The following is a 20,574-nucleotide window of genomic DNA, read 5'->3' as shown; positions in this document are numbered from 1 at the left end:
AAACTGTCCTCAAAATACGCAGCCTGTCCAAGAAAGTGTTGTAGAGGCGATAGAGGATAGAGTTCGCCCTGTTCAAGAATACATTGCGTCTGAGGTATCTGTTATAGTTTTGAAAGGTATCACTGCAAATCAAAATGATGCTTTATCTGATCTCATTATTGATGACTCTCAGCTCCATAGTGTTGATACTCTTTTTGAAGATCTTGATGTTGATGATAACAAATAACTTGATAACTTGTAGAGGCTCAGCGTTTTGTTAAAAAAGGAGCAAGAGAGAAGAAATAATCGCGCCGTTACTGGTTTTTTGTGGGCTTAACAGTATAGAAATACTGGAACTTTTGTAAGGGAAGAGTGCACATTGAGTGTATTCTATCCGAAAAAACTTCAAGTATAAATAAGTTCATTTGCCGAAGCGTGCAAGTATGGGGCCAAGGTTCGGGCACATTAAGAAGAATTCTAGATCGTATATTTAATCCCCTGAAGGATGATGTTAATTTAATGGAGCAACATTTGTCTAATTCCATAAAAAGTGAAAAGAGCCTTAAATCATTATCAATAAAATTAGCTCCATCAGCACCACTCTTAAATATGAAAGAAATTAAATTTATTGATTATCTTTAAGTTATGAATGCTATTATACAGGTGCGCATCGAGAAGAGAATGATGCTTATGGATGTTTCGTAGATTTCAGGTGTATTGTGGGATGCAGTGCACAATTACAACATAAACGTTGAGAAAAAAATGGGATATCTCGCTGCAGTTGAGGAAACTCTGGGATTAGAAATTTTCTTGTGCAAAAAGCAGGAAGCAAAAAACTTTTTAAGATGACCAATCAATTATTACAAATTGGTACCATCAATAACCTATCTCTGTATTACTGTCTAAATTTGGGATTGTAGTTTGACGTTAGGTTTTGTATTGGGTGGGAAAAGGTTATATTAGCTAGGAGTAAGTGCTAATTCATTGTTTTATAGATATTTTTACTATCAAATGCGCGTGAGTTTTTATGAAAAATTTGTTATTATCGAAAGATAAGTTTATCCAAAGAAAATGAAAAATAAAACATAGTTAAAACTGTTCCTGTCGCTATATTAATACCTCTTTTTGTTCTTTGTTTTTTAAGTAGCGCTAGAAAATGATATAAAAGTGGTCATCAAAGTAAACCACGCAAATATGTTGAAGGAATGTGTTATGACAAATTAAAATCCTTTTTTAACGCTATCGCCAGAAGGCAAAAATTCTGGGAAGGACACTATATAGAATATTGAGACTTTTGAGTTTAGTATTTATGTCATAAAACTATCTATGTAGCTGGTGAAAAGGTTTGCTTCACCCGTGGTAGTATCTTCATTCTTTAATATTGCTTTTTTGAATTTAAGCTTTTCATTCCAGATTTAAGCGATTTAACTCCCATGTATAATAAATAGAAGCCATCCATTAGTTTTACAAAAAAATAACGTTCTGTTGTTGAGAATGATCGCTGATACACCTAATATGGAAAATGCTCCATGCAATATATGTTACTGTGTACAATCCTGTAGCGATAGCAAATGAATTTTTTTCCCAGTCTAGCTACATTATCAATTATAAATGCCATGTTCGGCTCAGGTGATATGACTAAAAAAATGAAACTATGAAAAAGGCTAGTATTTGATGATTCATTTTACTTTTATTTTTGAAATTAAGCTATCTTCGATATATAAGTCTATTTCATCAAACTTAGAAAGTTTACCCACTCCCTGCGGAGTGCCTGTATATATTATGTCACCACTCCTTAGCTGAATGTAGCTACTCAGAAATGATATTATTTTTCCAAAGCTAAATATCATATTTTTAGTATTACCAAGTTGCCGAGTTTTACCATTTAGTTTCATTTCAAAGGTTATTGGGTCGTTTATTTTTTCCTTGCTTATGAAGTCAGAGACGTATGCGGCTCCTTTAAATCCTTTAGACAAAAGCCAAGGAAGCTTTTTTTCTTTCAGTTTCGTTTGCAAATCCCTAGCAGTTAGATCAAGGCCTACCGCTACAGCATCGTAGCAATCTTCAGCTTCTATCTCATTAACCATAAAAGTATCTTTTGAGATTTTAAGCACAATTTCAGTTTCGAAATGTATTTCTTTAGAAAAATCAGGGAGATGAATTTGATTTCCTAAGACTAGTGCACTATTCGGTTTGCTAAATATAATTGGTTCATCTTCAATAGCATTGCCCAGTTCACGAATATGTTCAACGTAATTGCGTCCAACGCAGTAAATATTATTAATCATAAGAAACTACCAAATTTTTCATTTTCTTTTTGTACAAACAAGATATAATTGTAGAAACAACATCTTTTCTCATATCGATATGTGAGTTTTCTAAAAAATACGCATTGTGTGGGTTAATCACCAACCGTGACGACAACCAATCAGCATTGTCTCTCCAAGTTTTAATTAGAGGGTAATCACTTGGTGGCTCCGTAGGTAAAACGTCAATTAGAGCCTGGAATTCAAAATTCTTCCTTAGATGTTTTTCTAAACAATGAAAATCGCTAAGAATTTTTACTTTTGCTGTGTTCACTAAGACACTATTTTTCTTCATTTTTTTTAGAAATTCTGAATTAACCATTCCCATTGTTTTTTGTAAGAGGGCAGTGCAGTGATATTATATCAGATTCTTCTAAAAGATAATTAATATCTTTTAGAAGCTTGAAGTTAGGTGATTTAGCTAGACCTTCATCAATGTGTGGATCATAGACAATTACTGTGAACCCAAAAGGTCTTAATCGCTCTAGCGTTACTTTTCCTATTTTACCTACGCCAATTAATCCAATGGTTTTATGCTTTGGACGGAATGTTTTAAGATTGTTTTCTTGCCATGTTTCATCATATTTTTTGCCTCGTGGATTAAGCGTTGTCCTTCTTGAATTTATCCTGCTTGAGAAGAAAAGTACGGTGAAGCGCTTATGGGATTAAGACATGCACGCCCTTTCATTATGGTAAAAGTAGGGGACAAGCCTGTTCATGAGGTTTTTTACCAACGTCTTTTAACAGCAACCATTATCGATCATGCAGGGAATGAATCCGATAATTTTGAAGCAGAGTTTGATGATAGCGGCAATGATTTAGAGGTTCCGGCTAGCAACAGTGCGCTGCAGGTGACTTTTGGCTATGAGAATAGCATCAGCGCTTTTATGGGGCGTTTTGTTGTCGAATCGGTCATGAGTATCGGCGGTCATGATGGAGAAATCTTGCGTATCTGTGGCAAAAGCGCTTCCATGCGTCAAGAAATCAAAGCACAAAGCAGTGAACATTTTGACAATCAAACGGTTGGGCATATTGTTGAAACATTAGCCAAGCGTCATGGTTATCAAGCAAAAGTTAGCCCAAAGTTTTACCAATAGCCTTTGTCTTATGTTGTTTGCACGGATCAATCGGCACTCGATTTTTTGACACGCCTTGCTGATCGAATGCAGGCACGTTTCTTAATCAAAGATCATAAGTTCTTGTTTTTAAGCGATGACAATTTACCGTTGCTCGAAATCCATAAGCATCACTGTTCTCACTGGGAGTTTAGGGTAGAACCACGGACACAATATGGTGTGGTTGAAGCTAGTTATTTTGATCGAGCCAAAGGGCAACAGTTACAGATCCAACATCAGACAAGTTACAAAGGTCCCACGCGGCGTTTACGCGGTTGTTATAGCTGTAAGGAAGAGGCTCTAGCAGCAGCGGCCTCAGAAGGAGAGAGGCTTTGTCGTGCTGTGGGAAGTGGTTCGTTACTGTTAGAGGGTCAACCAGAAATCATGGCCAATCAACCTCTTTTGCTCCGTGGGTTTCGTGGGGAAATGAACGGACAATGGAAAGCCTCTACGGTGACCCATCGCTATGAAAAAGCCAGCGGCTATACCACAGAAATTATCTTAGAAGCACTAGAAAAGGAAAGGGGAAATAGCAAGCAATAGAGGCTGGGCTGGTTATCCAGCCAACGGGGATAAGTTTAGCGACAAACCCGTCCGATGCCAAAAGACATAACATCGCAGCCACTTCTTATCACTCAAAGCAATGAGAAGGTGACTATTATGGATGGAAGAAGTTAAGAAAGTATGGACACAATTTATTCTGAAACATTAAAATCTGTTGCTCCTGTGACACCAGCAGCTGCTTATATTGGTGGCAAAAGAAGGTTAGCCAAAACTGTTGTCAAAATCATTGAAGAGATTCCGCACAATGTTTATGCCGAACCTTTTATTGGAATGGGTGGGATTTTCTTTAGGAGAAAATTGATACCAGCTGCGAAAATCGTCAATGATCGCTCAGGCGATGTAGTGAATTTTTTCCGCGTGTTGCAACGCCATTATCAGCCCTTTATAGATCTGTTAAAGTTCCAGATCAGCAGCCGTCAGGAGTTTCAACGTCTTTCACGACAAGATCCAAAGGATTTAACCGATTTAGAGCGTTCTGTTCGGTTTTTATATCTACAGAAGTTAGGCTTTAACGGTCAAGTTGTGAATCGCACGTTTTGCGTTGGAAATGACCGCAGCGCACGGTTTAATTATTTTAAGGTTGAAGTGTTATTAGAGCCTCTTTACCGTCGCTTAGCAGATGTGACCATTGAACATTTAGACTGGTCTGATTTTATCAGGCGCTATGATAGGCCAAATACCTTGTTTTATCTTGATCCGCCTTATTTTGGTGTTGAGCACTATTATGGAAAGGATTTGTTTAAGCGGGAGGATTACCAGACGATGTCTGCGCTCCTTGCGCAATTAAAGGGGAAGTTTCTTCTTTCACTTAATGATGTGCCAGAAATACGAAAAACCTTTAGTCAATTTCAGATAAAAGAGGTCACTACATCTTATTCATGTGGCAGTTCAAATAATGCTATTGCCAAAGAACTGATCATCACAAATTGCGATTTTTAACAGAAAAAAAAGACTCTTTGAGGGGCTTTAAAAGTCCCTTTAAAGACCCCTTGAAAACCCTGTGAAAAAAAATCAATTGGTGCAAAACGAGGTGGCAAATAGTGCAAAACGAGGTGGTAAGCTACAGCTAACTTATTGATTTACTGGTGGGTGATGAGGGGATCGAACCCACGACCCGCTGATTAAGAGTCAGCTGCTCTACCGACTGAGCTAATCACCCACGGTTTCTCAGAAAGTAAGAATGAGCGGTTCTATAACGCTCCCGAGGGAGGATGTCCAGATGATTTTGTTGTTTTTTATATGAAAATGGTAAAATCTATAGCTAAATTGACTGTACGATTAAAAATATGATACTACTACTTGATCTTATATAAAAGTAGACCCATTATAGAGAACTTTATAAATAAATGTTTTGATTATTATGCGGAACTATAGTTGGAGGATTGTCGAGCGTAATGCCCGAGAAAAATTCAGAGGAACCTTCTTGTGATTGCAACCGGTGTGGGCTATCGTTCTGTTTTATAAATTTTATCAATAACCATGTGCGTTTATGCAATATCTTTCCGTTGCTTGCTTTGAACGCAATCTATTTGTGTTCAATATTCTTGATCAATTATGAGAATGAAAGCTCATGAATTTGTTTTGTCAATCGCGCGCTTTTAAGTTTTTAAAGGGTGAACTATGATAGAGTGGATCACTGATCCTCATGCGTGGTTTGGCTTGGTCACGTTGATTTTTCTCGAAATTGTTTTAGGAATAGATAACCTTGTCTTTATCGCAATTTTAGCTGAAAAATTGCCGCTGTATTTGCGAGATCGTGCGCGCTTGGTAGGTCTAACTTTAGCATTAGCTATGCGCCTTTTTCTTCTTACGGTTATTGGATGGGTAATGAATCTCGATACGATAATTTTTTCATTCTCATCCTTTGTGTTTAGTTGGCACAGCCTCATCTTGATTGGTGGTGGAGCTTTTTTGCTGGCAAAGGGAACTCTAGAGTTACATGAAAGATTAGAAGGTGCTTCGCATGAAAGAAAAACAGGCGTTGCTTATGTCGTTTTTTGGCAGGTAATTGTTCAAATTGTAGTGCTGGATGCTGTGTTTTCCCTAGATAGTATTATTACTGCAACGGGTATGATTGCAAAAGAGCAGGCAGCGGTTATGTATATAGCCGTCATTGTTGCTATGGGGGTGATGATGTGTGGATCTGGCGCTCTTATGCGTTTTATTAATCGTCATTCCACCATTGTAATCCTTTGTCTTGGCTTTTTAATGATGATTGGCTTTACGCTTATTGTTGAAGGATTTGGCTTTCATATTCCAAAAGGATATTTGTATGCTGCCATTGGTTTTTCTGTCCTCATTGAGGCTTTTAATCAAATTGGACGCCGTAATCGTGAAAAGATGATTACAACAAATGATTTACGTGGTCGAACAGCTGATGCGGTTTTGAGGCTCTTAGGGGGTGGGAACAAAGATGGTAATCTTGGTGAGACTGTAGATGTTATTGCTGAACAAGCAGCAGCTTCTGAGCTTTTTCGTCCGGAAGAAAAAGAAATGATTCGCGGCGTTCTCGATTTGGCTGATCGTCCTGTCCGTTCTATCATGTCGCCGCGTAATGAGATTGAATGGTTGGATTTAAATGGTAACGAGAATGAAATGCGTGAGGAGTTACAACAGGTTAAACATAGCCGTTTAATTCTTGCACGTGAAAAAGTGGATGAATTTGTTGGGGTTGCTTTGACAAAGGATCTTCTTTTAAATTTGGCCGAGGGTAAAAAGATCAATTGGAAAAAAGCCATGCGAGAACCACTCGTCGTTCATGAAAATACAAGTGTTTTACGATTGATGGAGCAATTACGCCATTCTTCGGTTCAGCTTGCAATTATTGTTGATGAGCATGGTTCTTTTGAAGGAATTGCAACACCGACTGATATTCTTGAAGCTATTGCAGGTGATTTTCCTGACGATGATGAAGAACCCATGATGGCAGAACAACTTGAAAATGGAAGCCTTCTTGTTGAGGGATATGCTGATATCCGCCGTTTAAGTGGTTATCTTGGGCGTAACCTTGTTGATGAGGCAGACCGTTATACTACTCTAGCAGGGTTTATGCTTTGGCGGTTTGGCCATTTGCCAAATGAGGGGGAAAGCTTTGAAACCGACGGTTTACGTTTTAAAGTTGTTGAAATGGATCGCAGAAATATTTCTAAAATCCTTATTTCTCCACTTGCGTTACCAGAAAAAAGCTAATTATTTTTTTACAGGTTTTGAAGTGTAAAGTAATATATATGCAAAAGTTGAGCTGTTAATGAATTTTTATGCCCAATATTCAATGTTGAAAGTTGATTGAATCTTATAAAAGAAATTTTTTCTATACAGAATTCACTGGTGGATTTATGAAGTGGCTTTCTGAAGAAAAACTGAAATTCAAATATTCTACGTCTTTTGTACATTGAGAGTGGTGTAGAAAGAGAGGTACTTCAGGGATCAATATAAAAAATAAATAAAATAACGATTGTGTTTACGTACATATGAAGACAAATTCGGCACGGTACATTGTATTTACATGTGCACAAAAAGAGGAGGGTCGTAATTTCCCTTTATTTATTCAGGTGGTATTTTTGGAATACGCTTCCAATATTGTCGAGCTTCAAAAATTGCTACAATAAATAATGAAATGATGAGCGGTATAATCAAATAAAGCATTCTAAATACAATAAGTGCTGCAACAACATCGGTTGGATTTATATTCGGCATGCCTGTTATGAATAAAGCTTCCAGAACACCAAGTCCTCCGGCTGGGGCGTTGGAGAGAAGGGTTATAGTGAAAGATGCTAGAAAAACACCGAGTACAGAAATAAAATGAATATCTGTGTTGTATGGGAGAACAGCGTATATAATTCCTGCTGCTCCTAAAAGTTCCAAGGGACTAATGAGAAGCTGCTGAATAACAATTTTTAGTTGTGGGTAGGAAAGTTGAATTTTTTTTCCTAAGCGTAAAGGTTTCAACTGAAGCCAACTGCCAAAGGTATAGAGTCCTACACAGCTGAGTAGAATTGCACCGATTGTTGTTCCAAGCCATTCAGGAAGATCATTATGAACGAAAGTGATAATTTCTGGTTTCAAAATTAAAACGATCCCCAAAAGTAATATTGTACCTATCACAAAAGTAAAAGAGCAAAAACCTACCAATATCGCGATTTCTGTTCCATTTAATCCTTTCATTTTATAGGCACGGTAGCGCACGACTGCACCAGAAAAAACCGAAGCGCCGATATTGTGTGAGAGGGCATAGGTAGTAAATGAGCATAGCGCAATAAAAACCCAAGAAATCTTATGGCCAAGATGTTGTAAAGCAATTCGGTCATATCCAGCGAGGGCAGCATAAGCTAAGAGAGAGCATAAACATGCTAAAAGCCAGTGATGTGTGCTTAAATTGCTCAGTCGCTCTAGTACATCACCAAAAGAAATAGCGGAGAGCTTGATGTAAAGAATGCGGATAGATATCAGCATTGCTAAGATACCGATAAATGGCCATATAAATTGCTTTATTTTCACGCTTCTTTATCCATTTTTCATGTTTTCTGTAAATTTAATTCGTAATTGTGCATATTCTCTACAGATCTTTGTCCAGTGATATGTTCAATAATACCATTGGAGATCTCTTCATCATCAGTTACTACGACATCTGCACCTAAATCAATGAGATAAGCTGTTTCTACATCGGATAATGCATGCGTGATTATTTGGATATCCTTCTTCATATCACGTATATTCACTATACATTCTCCTACTTCAATAGTGCTTCGCATTGTAATAACAACTTTGTATGCATTGATAATATTTGCAGCATTCATAATATCTTGTTTAATGATATTGCCACAGATTACCTCACAGCCATCTGCAATCGCTTTATCAGTAAGACGCTTTGATTCTTCCACTATAACTACAGATTCACCTTGGTTTATTAAAGATAATGCAACACATTTACCAATACGGCTGTAACCAATAACAACGATATGGTTTTTTTTTGAGGTCATCGGTAAAAATTCTTGGTCAGGATCTTGCTGATCAATTTCAATGATTGTTTGTGTATTTTGTAAATTTGCAGAAAAATCTTCTAAATATTTTCTAATTTTTTTACAGGCAATAAAAACAAGGGGATTGAGAAAAATAGAAAGAATTGCACCTCCAAGAATTAAATCATGTGCGTCGTTATTTAAAAGTCCTAAGCTCAAACTTAAGCCTGTAAGGATAAAAGAAAACTCTCCGATTTGGGCAAGGCTTGCAGCGATGGTTAAAGCTGTTGCATTAGAATAGTGAAAAGCTTTGATGATGAAAAAGGCAACAGCAGATTTTCCTAGTATAATAATTAATAATGTTGCTAAGAGAGGGAAAAAATGAGTCAATAGTTTTCCTGGGTCAAATAGCATGCCTACAGAAACAAAAAAGAGAACAGAAAATGCATCTCGCAGTGGTAAGGATTCTTCCGCTGCATGATGGCTCAATTCTGATTCACTCATAACCATACCTGCAAAAAAGGCACCAAGAGAAAGAGAAACACCAAATAATTGAGCCGCTCCAAAAGCTACTCCCAGTGCAGTAGCAAAGACACTAAGACGAAATAATTCACGTGATCCTGAGTGTGCGCTCACTTTTAGCAACCATGGGATAACGCGTCGCCCAATCACGAGCATGAGGATGATAAATACAAGAACTTTTAAGATGGTGAGACCAAAAATTCCCCAAATGTCTAAATTGAGCCATTGAACAAGAGGATCAATTGCTTCTTTTTTCGTGTTGCCAAGAATGCTTGCCAGTGATGGTATGAGAACAAGTATAAGAACCATCGCTAAATCTTCAATAATCAACCAACCAACGGCAATGCGACCTTTTTCTGTTTCAATAAGATGGCGTTCTTGCAAAGCACGCAGTAGAATAACAGTACTTGCTGTTGATAACGCTAAACCGAAGATTACACTACTACTGACTTCCCATCCCATGAATAATCCGAGACACAAGCCCAGAAAAGTAGTAAATGCTATCTGTACAATGGCAGCAGGGATAGCAATAGCTTTGACAGATAAAAGATCTTTTAACGAAAAATGCAATCCAACACCAAACATTAGCAAAATAACACCAATTTCAGCGAGCTGATTGATAATAACGGAATCTATTTTGAATCCACCTGTATTGGGCCCTACAATAACACCAGCTAATAGGTATCCTACAAGTGGTGAGATACGCAAATGATTCGCAATCATTCCCAAAAGAAAGGCTAAACATAAACCCGCAACAATAGTTGTAATAAGTGGTGTATCGTGCAGCATGGAATTGTTTACGACTCTTTATCAAAAAATAAGTTAGGTGAAGCGACTATAATTTTTTTATGATAAAAAAAGGGTGATACATTATATGAATTAACATGATATTTTCATTTTGGTTTAGTGTTTGTACGGTTACTTCGTCCACGCCACCAATTCCCTAGCAGTAGTAAAATAGGAGCGGCAATAAAGATAGAGGACGATGTTGCAATAATAACTCCAAAGACCATAGGTAATGCAAAATTATGGACAGCACTTCCACCCCATATTGCCATAGGTAACATAGCAAGAACTGTGGTAGTTGACGTAAAGAGACAACGTATAAGAACTTGATTGATTGAGAGGTCAATTACTTCGCGCAACGGCATTTTCTTATAAAGACGTATATTTTCGCGCATTCTATCATAGACAACAACCTTATCGTTTATGGAATAACCAACAATCGTTAAGAGGGCGGCGATGGCTGTTAAATTAAAATCAAATTGAAATAAGGCAAAAAAACCAATCATTTTTGTACTATCGAGGACGAGTGTGACAATTGCTCCAATCGCAAAAAACCATTCAAAGCGCAACCATATATAGAGAGACATGGCAATTGCAGCTAAAATAAGAGCAGTAAAAGCAGCTGTGGCAAGCTCGCCTGAAATTTTTGGGCCAACAACCTCTATTTGATCGAACGTAGCATCTGGATAGATATTTTGTACTGCTATTTTGACCTTATCAAGGGCGATGGTTTGTTGTGCTTCGTTACCACTTTGTTTCTGCATACGAAGTAGCACAGTGTTTTCATTATTAATATTTTGCAGTGTAATTTCACCAACGTTAAGAGTAGAAAGCTTAGAACGCAAGGTTGCCAAGTTTGCCGGTGCTTTTGTGGTAATACTCATTTGGCTGCCACCAACAAAATCAATTCCTAAATTCAAACCAGGCTTAAAAAACAGAAAAACTGAAGTAAGTGACAAAACAATTGAGACACCAATACCAATGAAGCGTGCGTTCATAAAGCGGAAAGTTGTATTTTGTGGGATAATGTTGAAAATAGAGTGAAGATGCAACGTTTTAATTTTCCATTTACGGATAACCCAAATCATGATGATGCGCGCAATGGTAATATTCGTGAACATGGAGATGATAATACCAAGCAACATTGTTACAGCAAAACCGCGAACGGGGCCGGTGCCAAACCAAAACAGCAAAACAGTTGCAATAATTGCAGTAACATTGGCATCAACAATGGTCGCGAAAGCGTGGTTGAATCCACGATCCAAGGCTGCAAAGGCGCTGACACCTTTTCGGCTTTCTTCACGAATACGCTCGTTGATCAAAATATTGGCATCAACGGCGATACCGATGCCTAAAATAATACCAGCAATACCCGGTAGTGTGAGTGTAGCACCGAGGAGACTTAGTGCGGCAAATGTTAAAATAGTGTGTAGTGCTAGTGCTATATTCGCAATGATCCCCCAAATTCTGTATAAAAGGAAAATAAAAACTGTAACGAGAACAAAGCCAATAATACCTGTGTAAAGTCCCATTTGGATAGCGTCAGCACCAAGATTTGGACCTACTGTTCTCTCTTCAATCACGGTTAGTGGTGCAGGTAAGGAACCAGCACGGAGAAGGGCAGCCAGAGTTGATGCTTCTTTGGGGTCAAAGTCTCCTGTAATTTGGCCTTGTCCATTGGGAATAACGCTGTTGATGACAGGAGCGGTCAAAACTTTGTTGTCAAGAACAATTGCAAAAGGACGGTTAATATTTTGTCGTGTTATATCCGCAAATATTTTTGCACCAGCGGAGTTCATGGTGAATGAAATAATAGAGCGCCCTGGTATTTGCGGGTCAAAACCTGCACGAGCATCTTTTAGGACATTTCCATCTAAGGCGACTTGATCATAAATTGCATAGCTTTGTGTTTCATCAGTATATCCAGGAAGGATTGAAACACCTGCAGGTGGGTTATGCATATCCACATTAGGAGGCACTAGATGAAAGCTCATCTTAGCGGTCGTTCCTAAAAGGTTACGCAGCTGCTTTGGATCTTGTAAGCCCGGCAACTGAACCATAATACGATCGGTTCCTACCTTTTGGATGGCCGGCTCAGTAACACCAACTTGATCTATACGGCGACGGATGATTTCTAAGCTTTGTTCAATAGCATTGTTAATACGATTCTTAATACCAGCTTCAGTTAATATTATACGGATAGTATTATTTTGAGCACTTATAGTGATGTCATCTGTGGCGCCAAAGGCACTGTATATGGGAGTTATCAATGTTTTCAAAGTAGAGAGCGCTTTTTCGGTTTGTAATGGATCATAAATAACAGCAACAACACTGTTTCCTATAATACGAACACTCGATGTACGGATTTTCTTTTCACGTAGTGTGTTCCGCACATTTCCTAAAACCATATGTAATTGATCGCGCTTTAACGTTTTGCTATCAAGCTCGAGTAGGAGAGAAGAGCCTCCTTGAAGGTCAAGTCCAAGTGTTACGCGGGTGTTAGGTAAAAATTTTGAGTTTTCAACTTGTTCTTGCGAAAATAAATTGGGCAAGGCAACGTAAATGCTGCTTAAAAGGATAAAACAATAAAGAGTAGTCAACCAACCGGGTGTACGCATGATATATTCCGCTAATAGGCAATCTAATAGTTATTAAAAGTTAAAGGCAGAGGTAAGATAAGATGATAGTTTCATAATTTAAGCAAGAGGGGGAGCGTGTTTGTTCAAAAAATATTGCGTTTGAAGGCTCCCAAATCGTGTGTAAATAATTATGGCAGTCATTAAAAGGAAATTCAATGTTAGGGTGCTTTGAAAAACACTGACAGGTAAAATATGATTTATATAGGTGATTACAAACTTTTTATTTGCGGCTGTTGTAATCTTTAATTGATCAAGCTTGTTTTCTGGATAAAGTGTATTAATTTTTACTGTATTATTGGTATATGGTTGTTGGATCCCATAAGTCCGCGCTCCTAGACTATTAGTCAACAACATGCCAAAGCTAGACACAGACAGAAAAAGCCACGTCGTAAAAGGAAGAAAATTTTCTTTTTTGCAATAGCAATAGAGATGCAAAAAAAACATGCTAGAGCGCTTTCTTTAATTGTATTGAGTTCACAGCTTACTGTTATTCTTATCTCTTATTATCAGTATTATAGGATAAGGGGAAGCTTTTATAAGACCATTCTACAAAGGTTGAAAATATTTGCCTCATGCGATATTTTTAAGAGGGGGTAGAATCCTCTATTATACATCTAAGGCAGATATGTATTTATTTTTTAGAAAAAAATTACGTACACTTTTCATTATTTTTGGGATTATTGTTGTATTTAGCTCTTTTGTGTGGGGGAATCGGGAATCACAAAGTGCAATCATCGAACAATCGATAACTTCTTACTCAGTTGATGAAATTATTCAACAACAACAGCTAATTATTAAGACTCTTGAACAAAATACAGAAACTTTAAAAAAAGACTTTGAAAATAAATCGGAAGATGAACGTGCTTTGGCAGAACTACGGTTGCGTGCACGCGATATCAGTAAACGCGCTATAGAAGCAGCATTTGTTTTGCGTGCTCCTCTTAATGATATTAATGCAGTCCTTGATCAATTAACAGAACTCCATGATGATCTGGAAAACTTGAAAAACCTAGCTAAGGAGCGCTCTATATGGATAGAGAGAAAAGCTAAGATTAATAGTATAGTGCTTCAGTTTGAAGCAATTTTTTTGACAGCAAATAGAATCGCCGAACTTTCTATTTCTCAATCTCAAGAGCTTTTAAAGCACATGCTTACATACAGGGTTGAGTTTTCGATTCCGACGGTTAAACATCTTGTTGAGAAAACCAAAGAAGCTTCATCTGACTTTCTTTTGTTGTTGAGTTCTTGGTGGAATTTCATATTTTATTTCAAGTTGTTACAACTATTTCTTTCTTTTTTAATTCCGCTTTTTATCGTTTTGGGGCTTTCTTATTTTTCTCGTAAAGTTCTTGCACATGTGCACTGCCATTTTACCAAGGGCGATGAAGAAATATCTTATTTACAACGCTTATCGGTCGCTTTTATTTCAGTTTTTCTCCCTTCGCTTGTATGCGCTGTTTGCGTTTATCTTGTATTGTTTTTGTTCCGTAGTTTTAGCTTGGATCTGGGGAAGCTCGTAACAGTATTTGATATGGTAGGATATCAAATTTGCTTAGTCTTTTTTATAAATCGTTTAGCAGTTGTTCTTTTATCATCGAATGTGACTCATGTGCATCTTTTCAATATTGCACCGTCGGTGACATATCAATTGGTAATTTTGTTCACTTCTTTAGGTGGAATTTTAGCATTTGATGCTGTTCTCGATAGTATCTATCAAATAGTTTCAGCTTCTCTTTCTTTGACAATTGCCAAAAGTTTTATTGCTGTTTTTTTGGTAGCGATATTGCTGTTTGTTATTTCATTTGTTCCTTTGCGGTTTAGACGTAGATCTTCTCAAGGTGAAGAGGGAGAACCGCTATTTTGGCCACTTTATATACGCATTCCTCTTATTGTATTGGGATTATTGCTGATTGTGATGGATTTTTTAGGTTATATTGGTCTGGCACGCTTTATTATGCAGCAAATTATCTTTGGTGGAGCGTTTTTATTTTTAATGTATTTGGGTATGAAAAGCGCTCAAGCTATTGGAACTAAAGGCCAATTTATGAAAACAAGTGTTGGCCACGCTTTGATGCAATGGTTGCATTTAGAAGAGAAAACAATGAATCAATTTGGGGGGATTCTGAGCATTGTTCTCAATTTGGTTGTGGTTGTATTTTGTGCAATGCCAATTGCCGTACAATGTGGATTTTCGTATTCTGATTTGCGAGCAGTGTTGTGGCAGTTAATGACCGGTTTTCAAATTGGAAATGTGTTCATTTCTTTTATTTCTATTGTAACTGGGATTGTTGCTTTCTTTATTTTCCGATTTCTTGTCAGCCGATTTATCGGTTGGCTAGATGAAACGGTGTTGGTGCATGGGAAATTTGATTCTGGTGTACGGAATTCTATCAAAACAGTTATAAGTTATGGCGGTATTGTCGTTTCGGCTTTGGTAGGGCTGTCAATGGCAGGTTTGGATCTCAAAAATTTTGCGCTTATTGCTGGTGGACTTTCGCTTGGTATAGGTTTTGGATTGCAAAATATTGTTCAAAATTTTGTATCTGGGCTTATTATTTTAATTGGTAGACCGTTTAAGCTTGGGGATTATGTGGAATCTGGATCAGTAGGTGGTATTGTCAAACGTATCAGTGTGCGTGCAACTGAACTTGAAACATTTCAGCGTAAAACAGTTATTATTCCTAATTCAAGCCTCATCAATAGCAATGTCAGTAATTGGACTCGACGTAGTAAAATGGGGCGGATTGATATCCCTGTTACTGTTTCCTCTAATATTGCTCCAGAGTGTGTTGTTGAAATTTTGCTAGAGATTGCTTGTGCAACAGAGGGAGTTTTAAAACATCCGGCACCACAGGTAAGTTTTACTGCATTTGATAGTAAAAAATTTTCATTTAATTTGGCTATTTATGTACCTAATATTACCTCACCTTCTGAGGTGAGCAATGCTCTTCGCTTCGTGTTATATAAACGTTTTGTTGAAGAAGGAATCCTAGAGTGCTAAAATGTGTTTGCGTTTTTATAGCGGTCGTGCTGTTGGATATTTTTACCATAGCAACTTTTGCAGCAACTGTAAAAAATACTGATTTAAAGGTACAATCTCTCATCATCGTAGAAGGGAGCATACCTTTAAATATCTCGTTGAATACTAATCAAACAGTTATAATTTGTATGAAGGGGTGTTTTATCACTTTTCCTAATAAAGACCGTTTTGCAATAAAGGCAGAAGACAATATAGAAATCAGTAAGGGTAGAGCAGTTTTTAAATAAAGTAGTTTAAGATTTTTGTTATTAGGTAAGTTTTGGAAGGACAATCATATCATTTTTATGCTCTTTAATAATATCATGTTTAAAGAATTAGGAATATATGATTATCTTGTGAAATTTAACTTTTGATAATAAATATATATAATATTTCTAATATATGTTGTATGTGTTTTTAGTATAGTAAATCTTATATACTTCTGTTATACTTTAGTATTTTATATACAAAATAACTAAAATAAAATTTGTTATTTTTTCTGTAAGTTTCATTAAAATATTTTTTTATTAAATATAATATAATTTATTTTTTAATGTGTTCTTAAAATAGATAATTTTAATTACAAAAATTATCATAACTTAATTAATATATTTTCATTTATAATTTTTATAAATCTTTCAATATCAATAATACAACTCTCATTAAGAGTAATAGTGTATGGGTTTTATTAATTTTTCAGCATATATTATTTTATTATTATTTTATATTATAATAAAATTTAATAAATAGTTGTTTTCTAAAAATCACCTGTATTGCTGTAGATAATGATTTATGAAAACAGGCTACTGAATGATCAGTTTTTATGATTTCGATGCAATATTTTTGATAAAAATAGTATCTAAGTTTATTCTTTCAAAAGAAAATATGACAGATAGTTTGGGTGAATTTTTATATTTTTTAGTTATTGCTATTATTAATAATTTAAAAGATGTTAAAATTTATTTGCTAAACTTAATTTTTGGTGTAATTATTAATTTTGATGTAATTATATAAGGAGTATATATGGTTTTATAGCATAAGATTTTATAACGCTTTATTTTTCTAAATGTAACTTTTGATTATATTTGAATAATAGTAATGGGGTATAAATTTATGAACACAAAATTTATAATAACATCCGTTTTTGCTTTTATTTCAGCTTCTGTGGTACAGGCAGCAGATGTGGTAGTTCCTAAACAACCAGCAAATGTTGTTTCATCAGTTATCGTTTCTCCGTCTTTTTCTTGGGCAGGTGTTTATTTGGGAGGTCAAGTTGGTGGTTTTTCGAGTGAAACTTCTGCAATGATACCTGATGCTGATATTCCTCTTTTTCCTGATAGGGGTAATAAGAATAAAAAATGGGTGCCAGTCGAGAAAAAGTATATGCCTAAACTTTCTGGTGCTATAGGTGGTTTTTATGCTGGTGCTAATATTGCACTCGGTAAGAGTTTTATTTTGGGGGTTGATACGGATATACTTTTTCTTGAACGAAAGGATACAAAAACTATCGTGAATACTAACCCTGAAGAATCTGATGAAGCCGGAAGTGTAAGGGTAGTGGAAGTAGGAGGTCGGATATCGGAAAGACAGGTTAGAGGGAAGCCTGTAATCGGTGGAGTTGGTAAGGTTTTACGGCCAGCTATACTAAAGGAAAAAGAGGCGGAAGCAGAAGAAGATAGTATAACTTTTATTCATATGTTAAAACAAAAGTGGACTGGTGCTACACGGATGCGTATTGGTTTTTCTGCTGATCGTATTATGCCTTATATCTCTGGTGGTATCGCTTATGGACAGTTTCAAGATGTTTTGTCAATATCAGTTACGGGAGAAGATGGCTTTAAGGCTACATCAGATGCTAAAGAAACGATGGTCGGGTATACTCTCGGTGGTGGTGTTGACTTTGCAATGACAGATAATATCATTGTGCGTGCGGAATATCGTTACTCAGATTTTGGTAAAAAGAAATTCAAGGACGAAATTGAAATTAACTATAAGACGAATGACTTTCGTGCTGGAATAGCTTACAAATTCTGATTTTTGCGAGACTAAAGTGGCTTAAGAGGCCCTATTTAAATAGGGCCTTTATTTTTTGCATTAAATACTATTTTACAGCGGCGCAGACGTTATTGACTTTAAATGATTGTGGTGAGGCGAGAAATAGTTGTTCAGATTTCTGTTGTTTAGAATGAAGTTCCTTTAGATCATAAAGCGCTGCTAAAGCACTGATCTCAAAAGAAGATATGATTCGTTGTTCACATAGTCACAATTCTATCTGATAACACTGTAATAGTGTCGCAAAAGTGACCTTAAAAGTCGTTTTTCGTTAATAGAAAATAAAAGAAAATTTACATATAATGGTGCGGACGGCGGGACTTGAACCCGCAAGGTCTTAGACCGGCAGATTTTAAGTCTGCTATGTTTACCGTTTTCATCACGTCCGCGATAAGAACTCTCTCATAAGCTATATTTTTTATTGAATCAAGGATTAATGGTAAGAGAGAAGCTTTATCATTCTGCAGTAAAATTTTAACTGACAATGGTTGGTTTTATAGCTAGAAAGAACCTATCAGTATTTACGAGGCATAAAATGGCGGGTGTTATGAGTAAATTTATTCAAGACGTAACTGAGGCTATGACGGATTTGCATAATGTTTTTGCTGAAACACCTCTTCAAAGGAATCACTTTCTTAGTCAAAAATATGATGCAGAAATTTATTTGAAACGCGAAGATTTAACACCGGTACGTTCATATAAAATTCGCGGTGCTTTTAATTTTGTTTCAGAAATGCTTGGTAAGGTATCTCAAGATGCAGTATTCGTTTGTGCATCAGCGGGGAATCACGCGCAAGGGGTTTCTTTTGTTTGTCGCTATTTTAAACGTAAAGGCATGATTTTTATGCCTGTGACAACTCCGCAACAAAAAATTGATAAGACACGCATTTTTGGTGAAGAGTTTATTGATATTCGTTTAATTGGTGATACATTTGACCAATGCTATGCGGCTGCACAATCTTTTGCTGCTGAGAGGGGTGGTGTAATGGCGCCGCCTTTTGATGATGTTCGTATTATTATGGGGCAAGCGACAGTTCTATGCGAGGCCGTGTTACAATGGAAAAAACTCAATGGAGAGGAGAGTGAGCCAGATTTGATGATTGTGCCTGTCGGGGGAGGCGGTTTGGCTAGTGGTGTGAGCAAATTTTTACGCGAGTATGGTTGGAAAACGGAGCTCCGTTTTGTTGAGCCACAAGGAGCTGCAAGTTTGCTTGCCTGTTTGAAGGGTGGAAAACGTGTTAAACTTGAGAATATTGATACATTTGTCGATGGTGCTGCTGTGGCTGAAATCGGTGCGTTAAATTACACAATGCTGAAGCAATTTTCACCAGATTCTGTCATTACGGTTCCTGAGAATCGTGTTTGTTCTACAATGGTTGAAATGCTTAATGTTGAAGGTGTTGTTCTTGAACCAGCTGGTGCTTTATCGATCGATGCTCTTAACAGCATTCCCTCTCAAAAGTTGAAAGGCAAAAAAATTCTTCTCGTTATTTCAGGTGGTAATTTTGATTTTGAGCGTTTGCCAGATATTAAAGAGCGTTCTTTACGGTTTCAGGGGTTAAGGAAATATTTTATTTTTAGTTTTCCACAACGCCCTGGTGCACTGCGTAGTTTTCTTGCTCAATTATCTCCGGATGATGATATCGTGCGCTTTGAATATCTTAAAAAATCAGCTAGAAACTTTGGTTCTGTACTGATTGCAATTGAAACAAAGAAATATGATAATTTTCGTCTCTTAGAAAAAAAATTCCAGGCGTTAGGTTGGTGCTATCGTGATATTACTGACGATCAAGCATTGTTTGATTTTGTCATCTGAGAAGCCGAAATTTTTTCTGAAAAAAGAAGTGTAAAAATGAGATATGTTTTTTATTTTGTGCTGATTCTGTTTTTGTCTGTAAGTATTGGTAAACAGAGTTTAGCATCTGAGTCAGAGCCAATACAAAAAGCTGAGCTTTTAAGGTTAATTGTTGATGTCAATCATGCTGTAAAAAATAAGAACTATGCCCTTATTTCTACTTATATGCCCGAACGGCTTTATAAAGAAATGGCGCGTCGATTGAATATCACAGAGGATAATTTACGTGATAGTTTTATTAAACAGCTACGTGCTCAATTTAAGAATTTACCTCTTGATGCTTATCATTTAGATGAAACAAATATAGATTATCTGCAAACTGATAACGGTATTTTTTATGCTTTGATTCCGACTACGCTTGAGACAAAAGATCGCGTCATCCGATATAAAACTTTAGCGGTTTTTGATAAAACCCAATGGTATTTAATCTATGGTGGTCAGAAAGCCGTACAAAATCCAATTTTTCTGGAAATTTATCCTGATTTTAATAAGATACATTTACCGAAGGAAATAGTAATAAAGAAATAAATAATTAAAATATTGTGTTTCTTATTCATGATAAATACATTTTTCAAAGTGCTTGCTTTTTTTCCATAATCCAACAATAATACAGGTGAAGGTGTTTAAGCTAATTTACTGGCTTTTTGTAAAGTGAAATTTATGCGCCTTTACTTTGTTCTAGAGTCTCATGGGTTGCGCAAATCGCTATTTCAAGCGTTGCTTTACAAATTTTAAATATCAAGATCTCTTTTGCGCAGATTCTTGAGTAATAGAATTCA

11 protein-coding genes, 2 tRNA genes and 2 pseudogenes are annotated in these 20,574 nt (G+C 36.5%); 8 read left to right on the top strand and 7 right to left on the bottom strand.

Annotated elements, in window-relative coordinates; translation table 11 throughout:
- Positions 1 to 1,658: 1,658 nt before the first annotated feature.
- Positions 1,659 to 2,267, bottom strand: coding sequence for a fumarylacetoacetate hydrolase family protein (locus tag V3564_RS04135; RefSeq protein WP_455480339.1), 609 nt, complete (start codon positions 2,265 to 2,267; stop codon positions 1,659 to 1,661).
- Positions 2,260 to 2,911, bottom strand: a pseudogene (locus V3564_RS04130) (NAD(P)-dependent oxidoreductase). Before V3564_RS04130 ends, V3564_RS04135 begins: the two are co-directional and overlap by 8 nt.
- Before the next feature lie 33 nt (positions 2,912 to 2,944).
- Here V3564_RS04130 and V3564_RS04125 point away from each other — a divergent pair.
- Both V3564_RS04125 and V3564_RS04120 read left to right on the top strand, forming a co-directional pair.
- Positions 2,945 to 3,943, top strand: a pseudogene (locus V3564_RS04125) (phage late control D family protein).
- A gap of 141 nt (positions 3,944 to 4,084) precedes the next feature.
- Positions 4,085 to 4,903, top strand: a complete 819-nt coding sequence (locus tag V3564_RS04120) for a DNA adenine methylase (protein ID WP_455480338.1) — start codon at positions 4,085 to 4,087, stop codon at positions 4,901 to 4,903.
- Between the two features lie 144 nt (positions 4,904 to 5,047).
- Here the strand turns inward: V3564_RS04120 and V3564_RS04115 are convergent.
- Positions 5,048 to 5,123, bottom strand: a tRNA-Lys gene (locus V3564_RS04115).
- Between the two features lie 461 nt (positions 5,124 to 5,584).
- Between V3564_RS04115 and V3564_RS04110 the strand changes: the two genes are divergently transcribed.
- On the top strand, positions 5,585 to 7,153 hold the full coding sequence (locus V3564_RS04110; protein WP_455480337.1) for a TerC family protein: 1,569 nt from the start codon (positions 5,585 to 5,587) through the stop codon (positions 7,151 to 7,153).
- Positions 7,154 to 7,507: 354 nt separating this feature from the next.
- On the opposite strand, the gene V3564_RS04105 is transcribed toward V3564_RS04110, so the two are convergent.
- The 3 genes from V3564_RS04105 to secD form a co-directional block, all read right to left on the bottom strand.
- A complete protein-coding gene (locus tag V3564_RS04105) occupies positions 7,508 to 8,461 on the bottom strand; it encodes a lysylphosphatidylglycerol synthase transmembrane domain-containing protein (RefSeq protein ID WP_455480336.1) in 954 nt (317 codons plus the stop codon).
- Positions 8,462 to 8,478: 17 nt separating this feature from the next.
- Positions 8,479 to 10,233 (bottom strand): YbaL family putative K(+) efflux transporter, encoded by a 1,755-nt coding sequence (ybaL, locus tag V3564_RS04100; protein ID WP_455480335.1) that lies wholly within the window; start codon positions 10,231 to 10,233, stop codon positions 8,479 to 8,481.
- A 104-nt stretch (positions 10,234 to 10,337) separates the two neighbouring features.
- Entirely contained in the window at positions 10,338 to 12,848 is a 2,511-nt protein-coding gene (gene secD / locus V3564_RS04095) for a protein translocase subunit SecD (protein ID WP_455480334.1), read from the bottom strand.
- A 646-nt stretch (positions 12,849 to 13,494) separates the two neighbouring features.
- On the opposite strand from secD, the gene V3564_RS04090 reads away from it, so the two are divergent.
- From V3564_RS04090 to V3564_RS04080, 3 genes are all read left to right on the top strand, one after another.
- Positions 13,495 to 15,870: a mechanosensitive ion channel domain-containing protein gene (locus V3564_RS04090; protein WP_455480333.1), complete on the top strand. Its 2,376-nt coding sequence runs from the start codon at positions 13,495 to 13,497 to the stop codon at positions 15,868 to 15,870.
- On the top strand, positions 15,864 to 16,136 hold the full coding sequence (locus tag V3564_RS04085) for a hypothetical protein (RefSeq protein ID WP_455480332.1): 273 nt from the start codon (positions 15,864 to 15,866) through the stop codon (positions 16,134 to 16,136). Before V3564_RS04090 ends, V3564_RS04085 begins: the two co-directional genes overlap by 7 nt.
- A gap of 865 nt (positions 16,137 to 17,001) precedes the next feature.
- A complete protein-coding gene (locus V3564_RS04080) occupies positions 17,002 to 17,922 on the top strand; it encodes an outer membrane protein (protein WP_455480331.1) in 921 nt (306 codons plus the stop codon).
- Between the two features lie 321 nt (positions 17,923 to 18,243).
- Here V3564_RS04080 and V3564_RS04075 read toward each other — a convergent pair.
- Positions 18,244 to 18,329, bottom strand: a tRNA-Leu gene (locus V3564_RS04075).
- Between the two features lie 146 nt (positions 18,330 to 18,475).
- Here V3564_RS04075 and ilvA point away from each other — a divergent pair.
- Together ilvA and V3564_RS04065 are read left to right on the top strand one after the other, a co-directional pair.
- On the top strand, positions 18,476 to 19,756 hold the full coding sequence (gene ilvA, locus V3564_RS04070) for a threonine ammonia-lyase IlvA (RefSeq protein ID WP_455480330.1): 1,281 nt from the start codon (positions 18,476 to 18,478) through the stop codon (positions 19,754 to 19,756).
- Between the two features lie 36 nt (positions 19,757 to 19,792).
- On the top strand, positions 19,793 to 20,323 hold the full coding sequence (locus V3564_RS04065) for a hypothetical protein (RefSeq protein WP_455480329.1): 531 nt from the start codon (positions 19,793 to 19,795) through the stop codon (positions 20,321 to 20,323).
- The last annotated feature ends 251 nt before the right edge of the window (positions 20,324 to 20,574 follow it).

Source organism: Bartonella sp. B12(2025), assembly GCF_053795135.1.
Note: the sequence above shows the minus strand (reverse complement) of the source record. Positions and strands in the feature narration are given on the sequence as shown.

Coding starts and splice junctions, on each gene's coding strand:
- V3564_RS04135 (WP_455480339.1), bottom strand. CDS start 2,267: ATGATTAATAATATTTACTGCGTTGGACGCAATTACGTTGAACATATT.
- V3564_RS04120 (WP_455480338.1), top strand. CDS start 4,085: ATGGACACAATTTATTCTGAAACATTAAAATCTGTTGCTCCTGTGACA.
- V3564_RS04110 (WP_455480337.1), top strand. CDS start 5,585: ATGATAGAGTGGATCACTGATCCTCATGCGTGGTTTGGCTTGGTCACG.
- ybaL (WP_455480335.1), bottom strand. CDS start 10,233: ATGCTGCACGATACACCACTTATTACAACTATTGTTGCGGGTTTATGT.
- secD (WP_455480334.1), bottom strand. CDS start 12,848: ATGCGTACACCCGGTTGGTTGACTACTCTTTATTGTTTTATCCTTTTA.
- V3564_RS04090 (WP_455480333.1), top strand. CDS start 13,495: ATGTATTTATTTTTTAGAAAAAAATTACGTACACTTTTCATTATTTTT.
- V3564_RS04080 (WP_455480331.1), top strand. CDS start 17,002: ATGAACACAAAATTTATAATAACATCCGTTTTTGCTTTTATTTCAGCT.
- ilvA (WP_455480330.1), top strand. CDS start 18,476: ATGGCGGGTGTTATGAGTAAATTTATTCAAGACGTAACTGAGGCTATG.
- V3564_RS04065 (WP_455480329.1), top strand. CDS start 19,793: ATGAGATATGTTTTTTATTTTGTGCTGATTCTGTTTTTGTCTGTAAGT.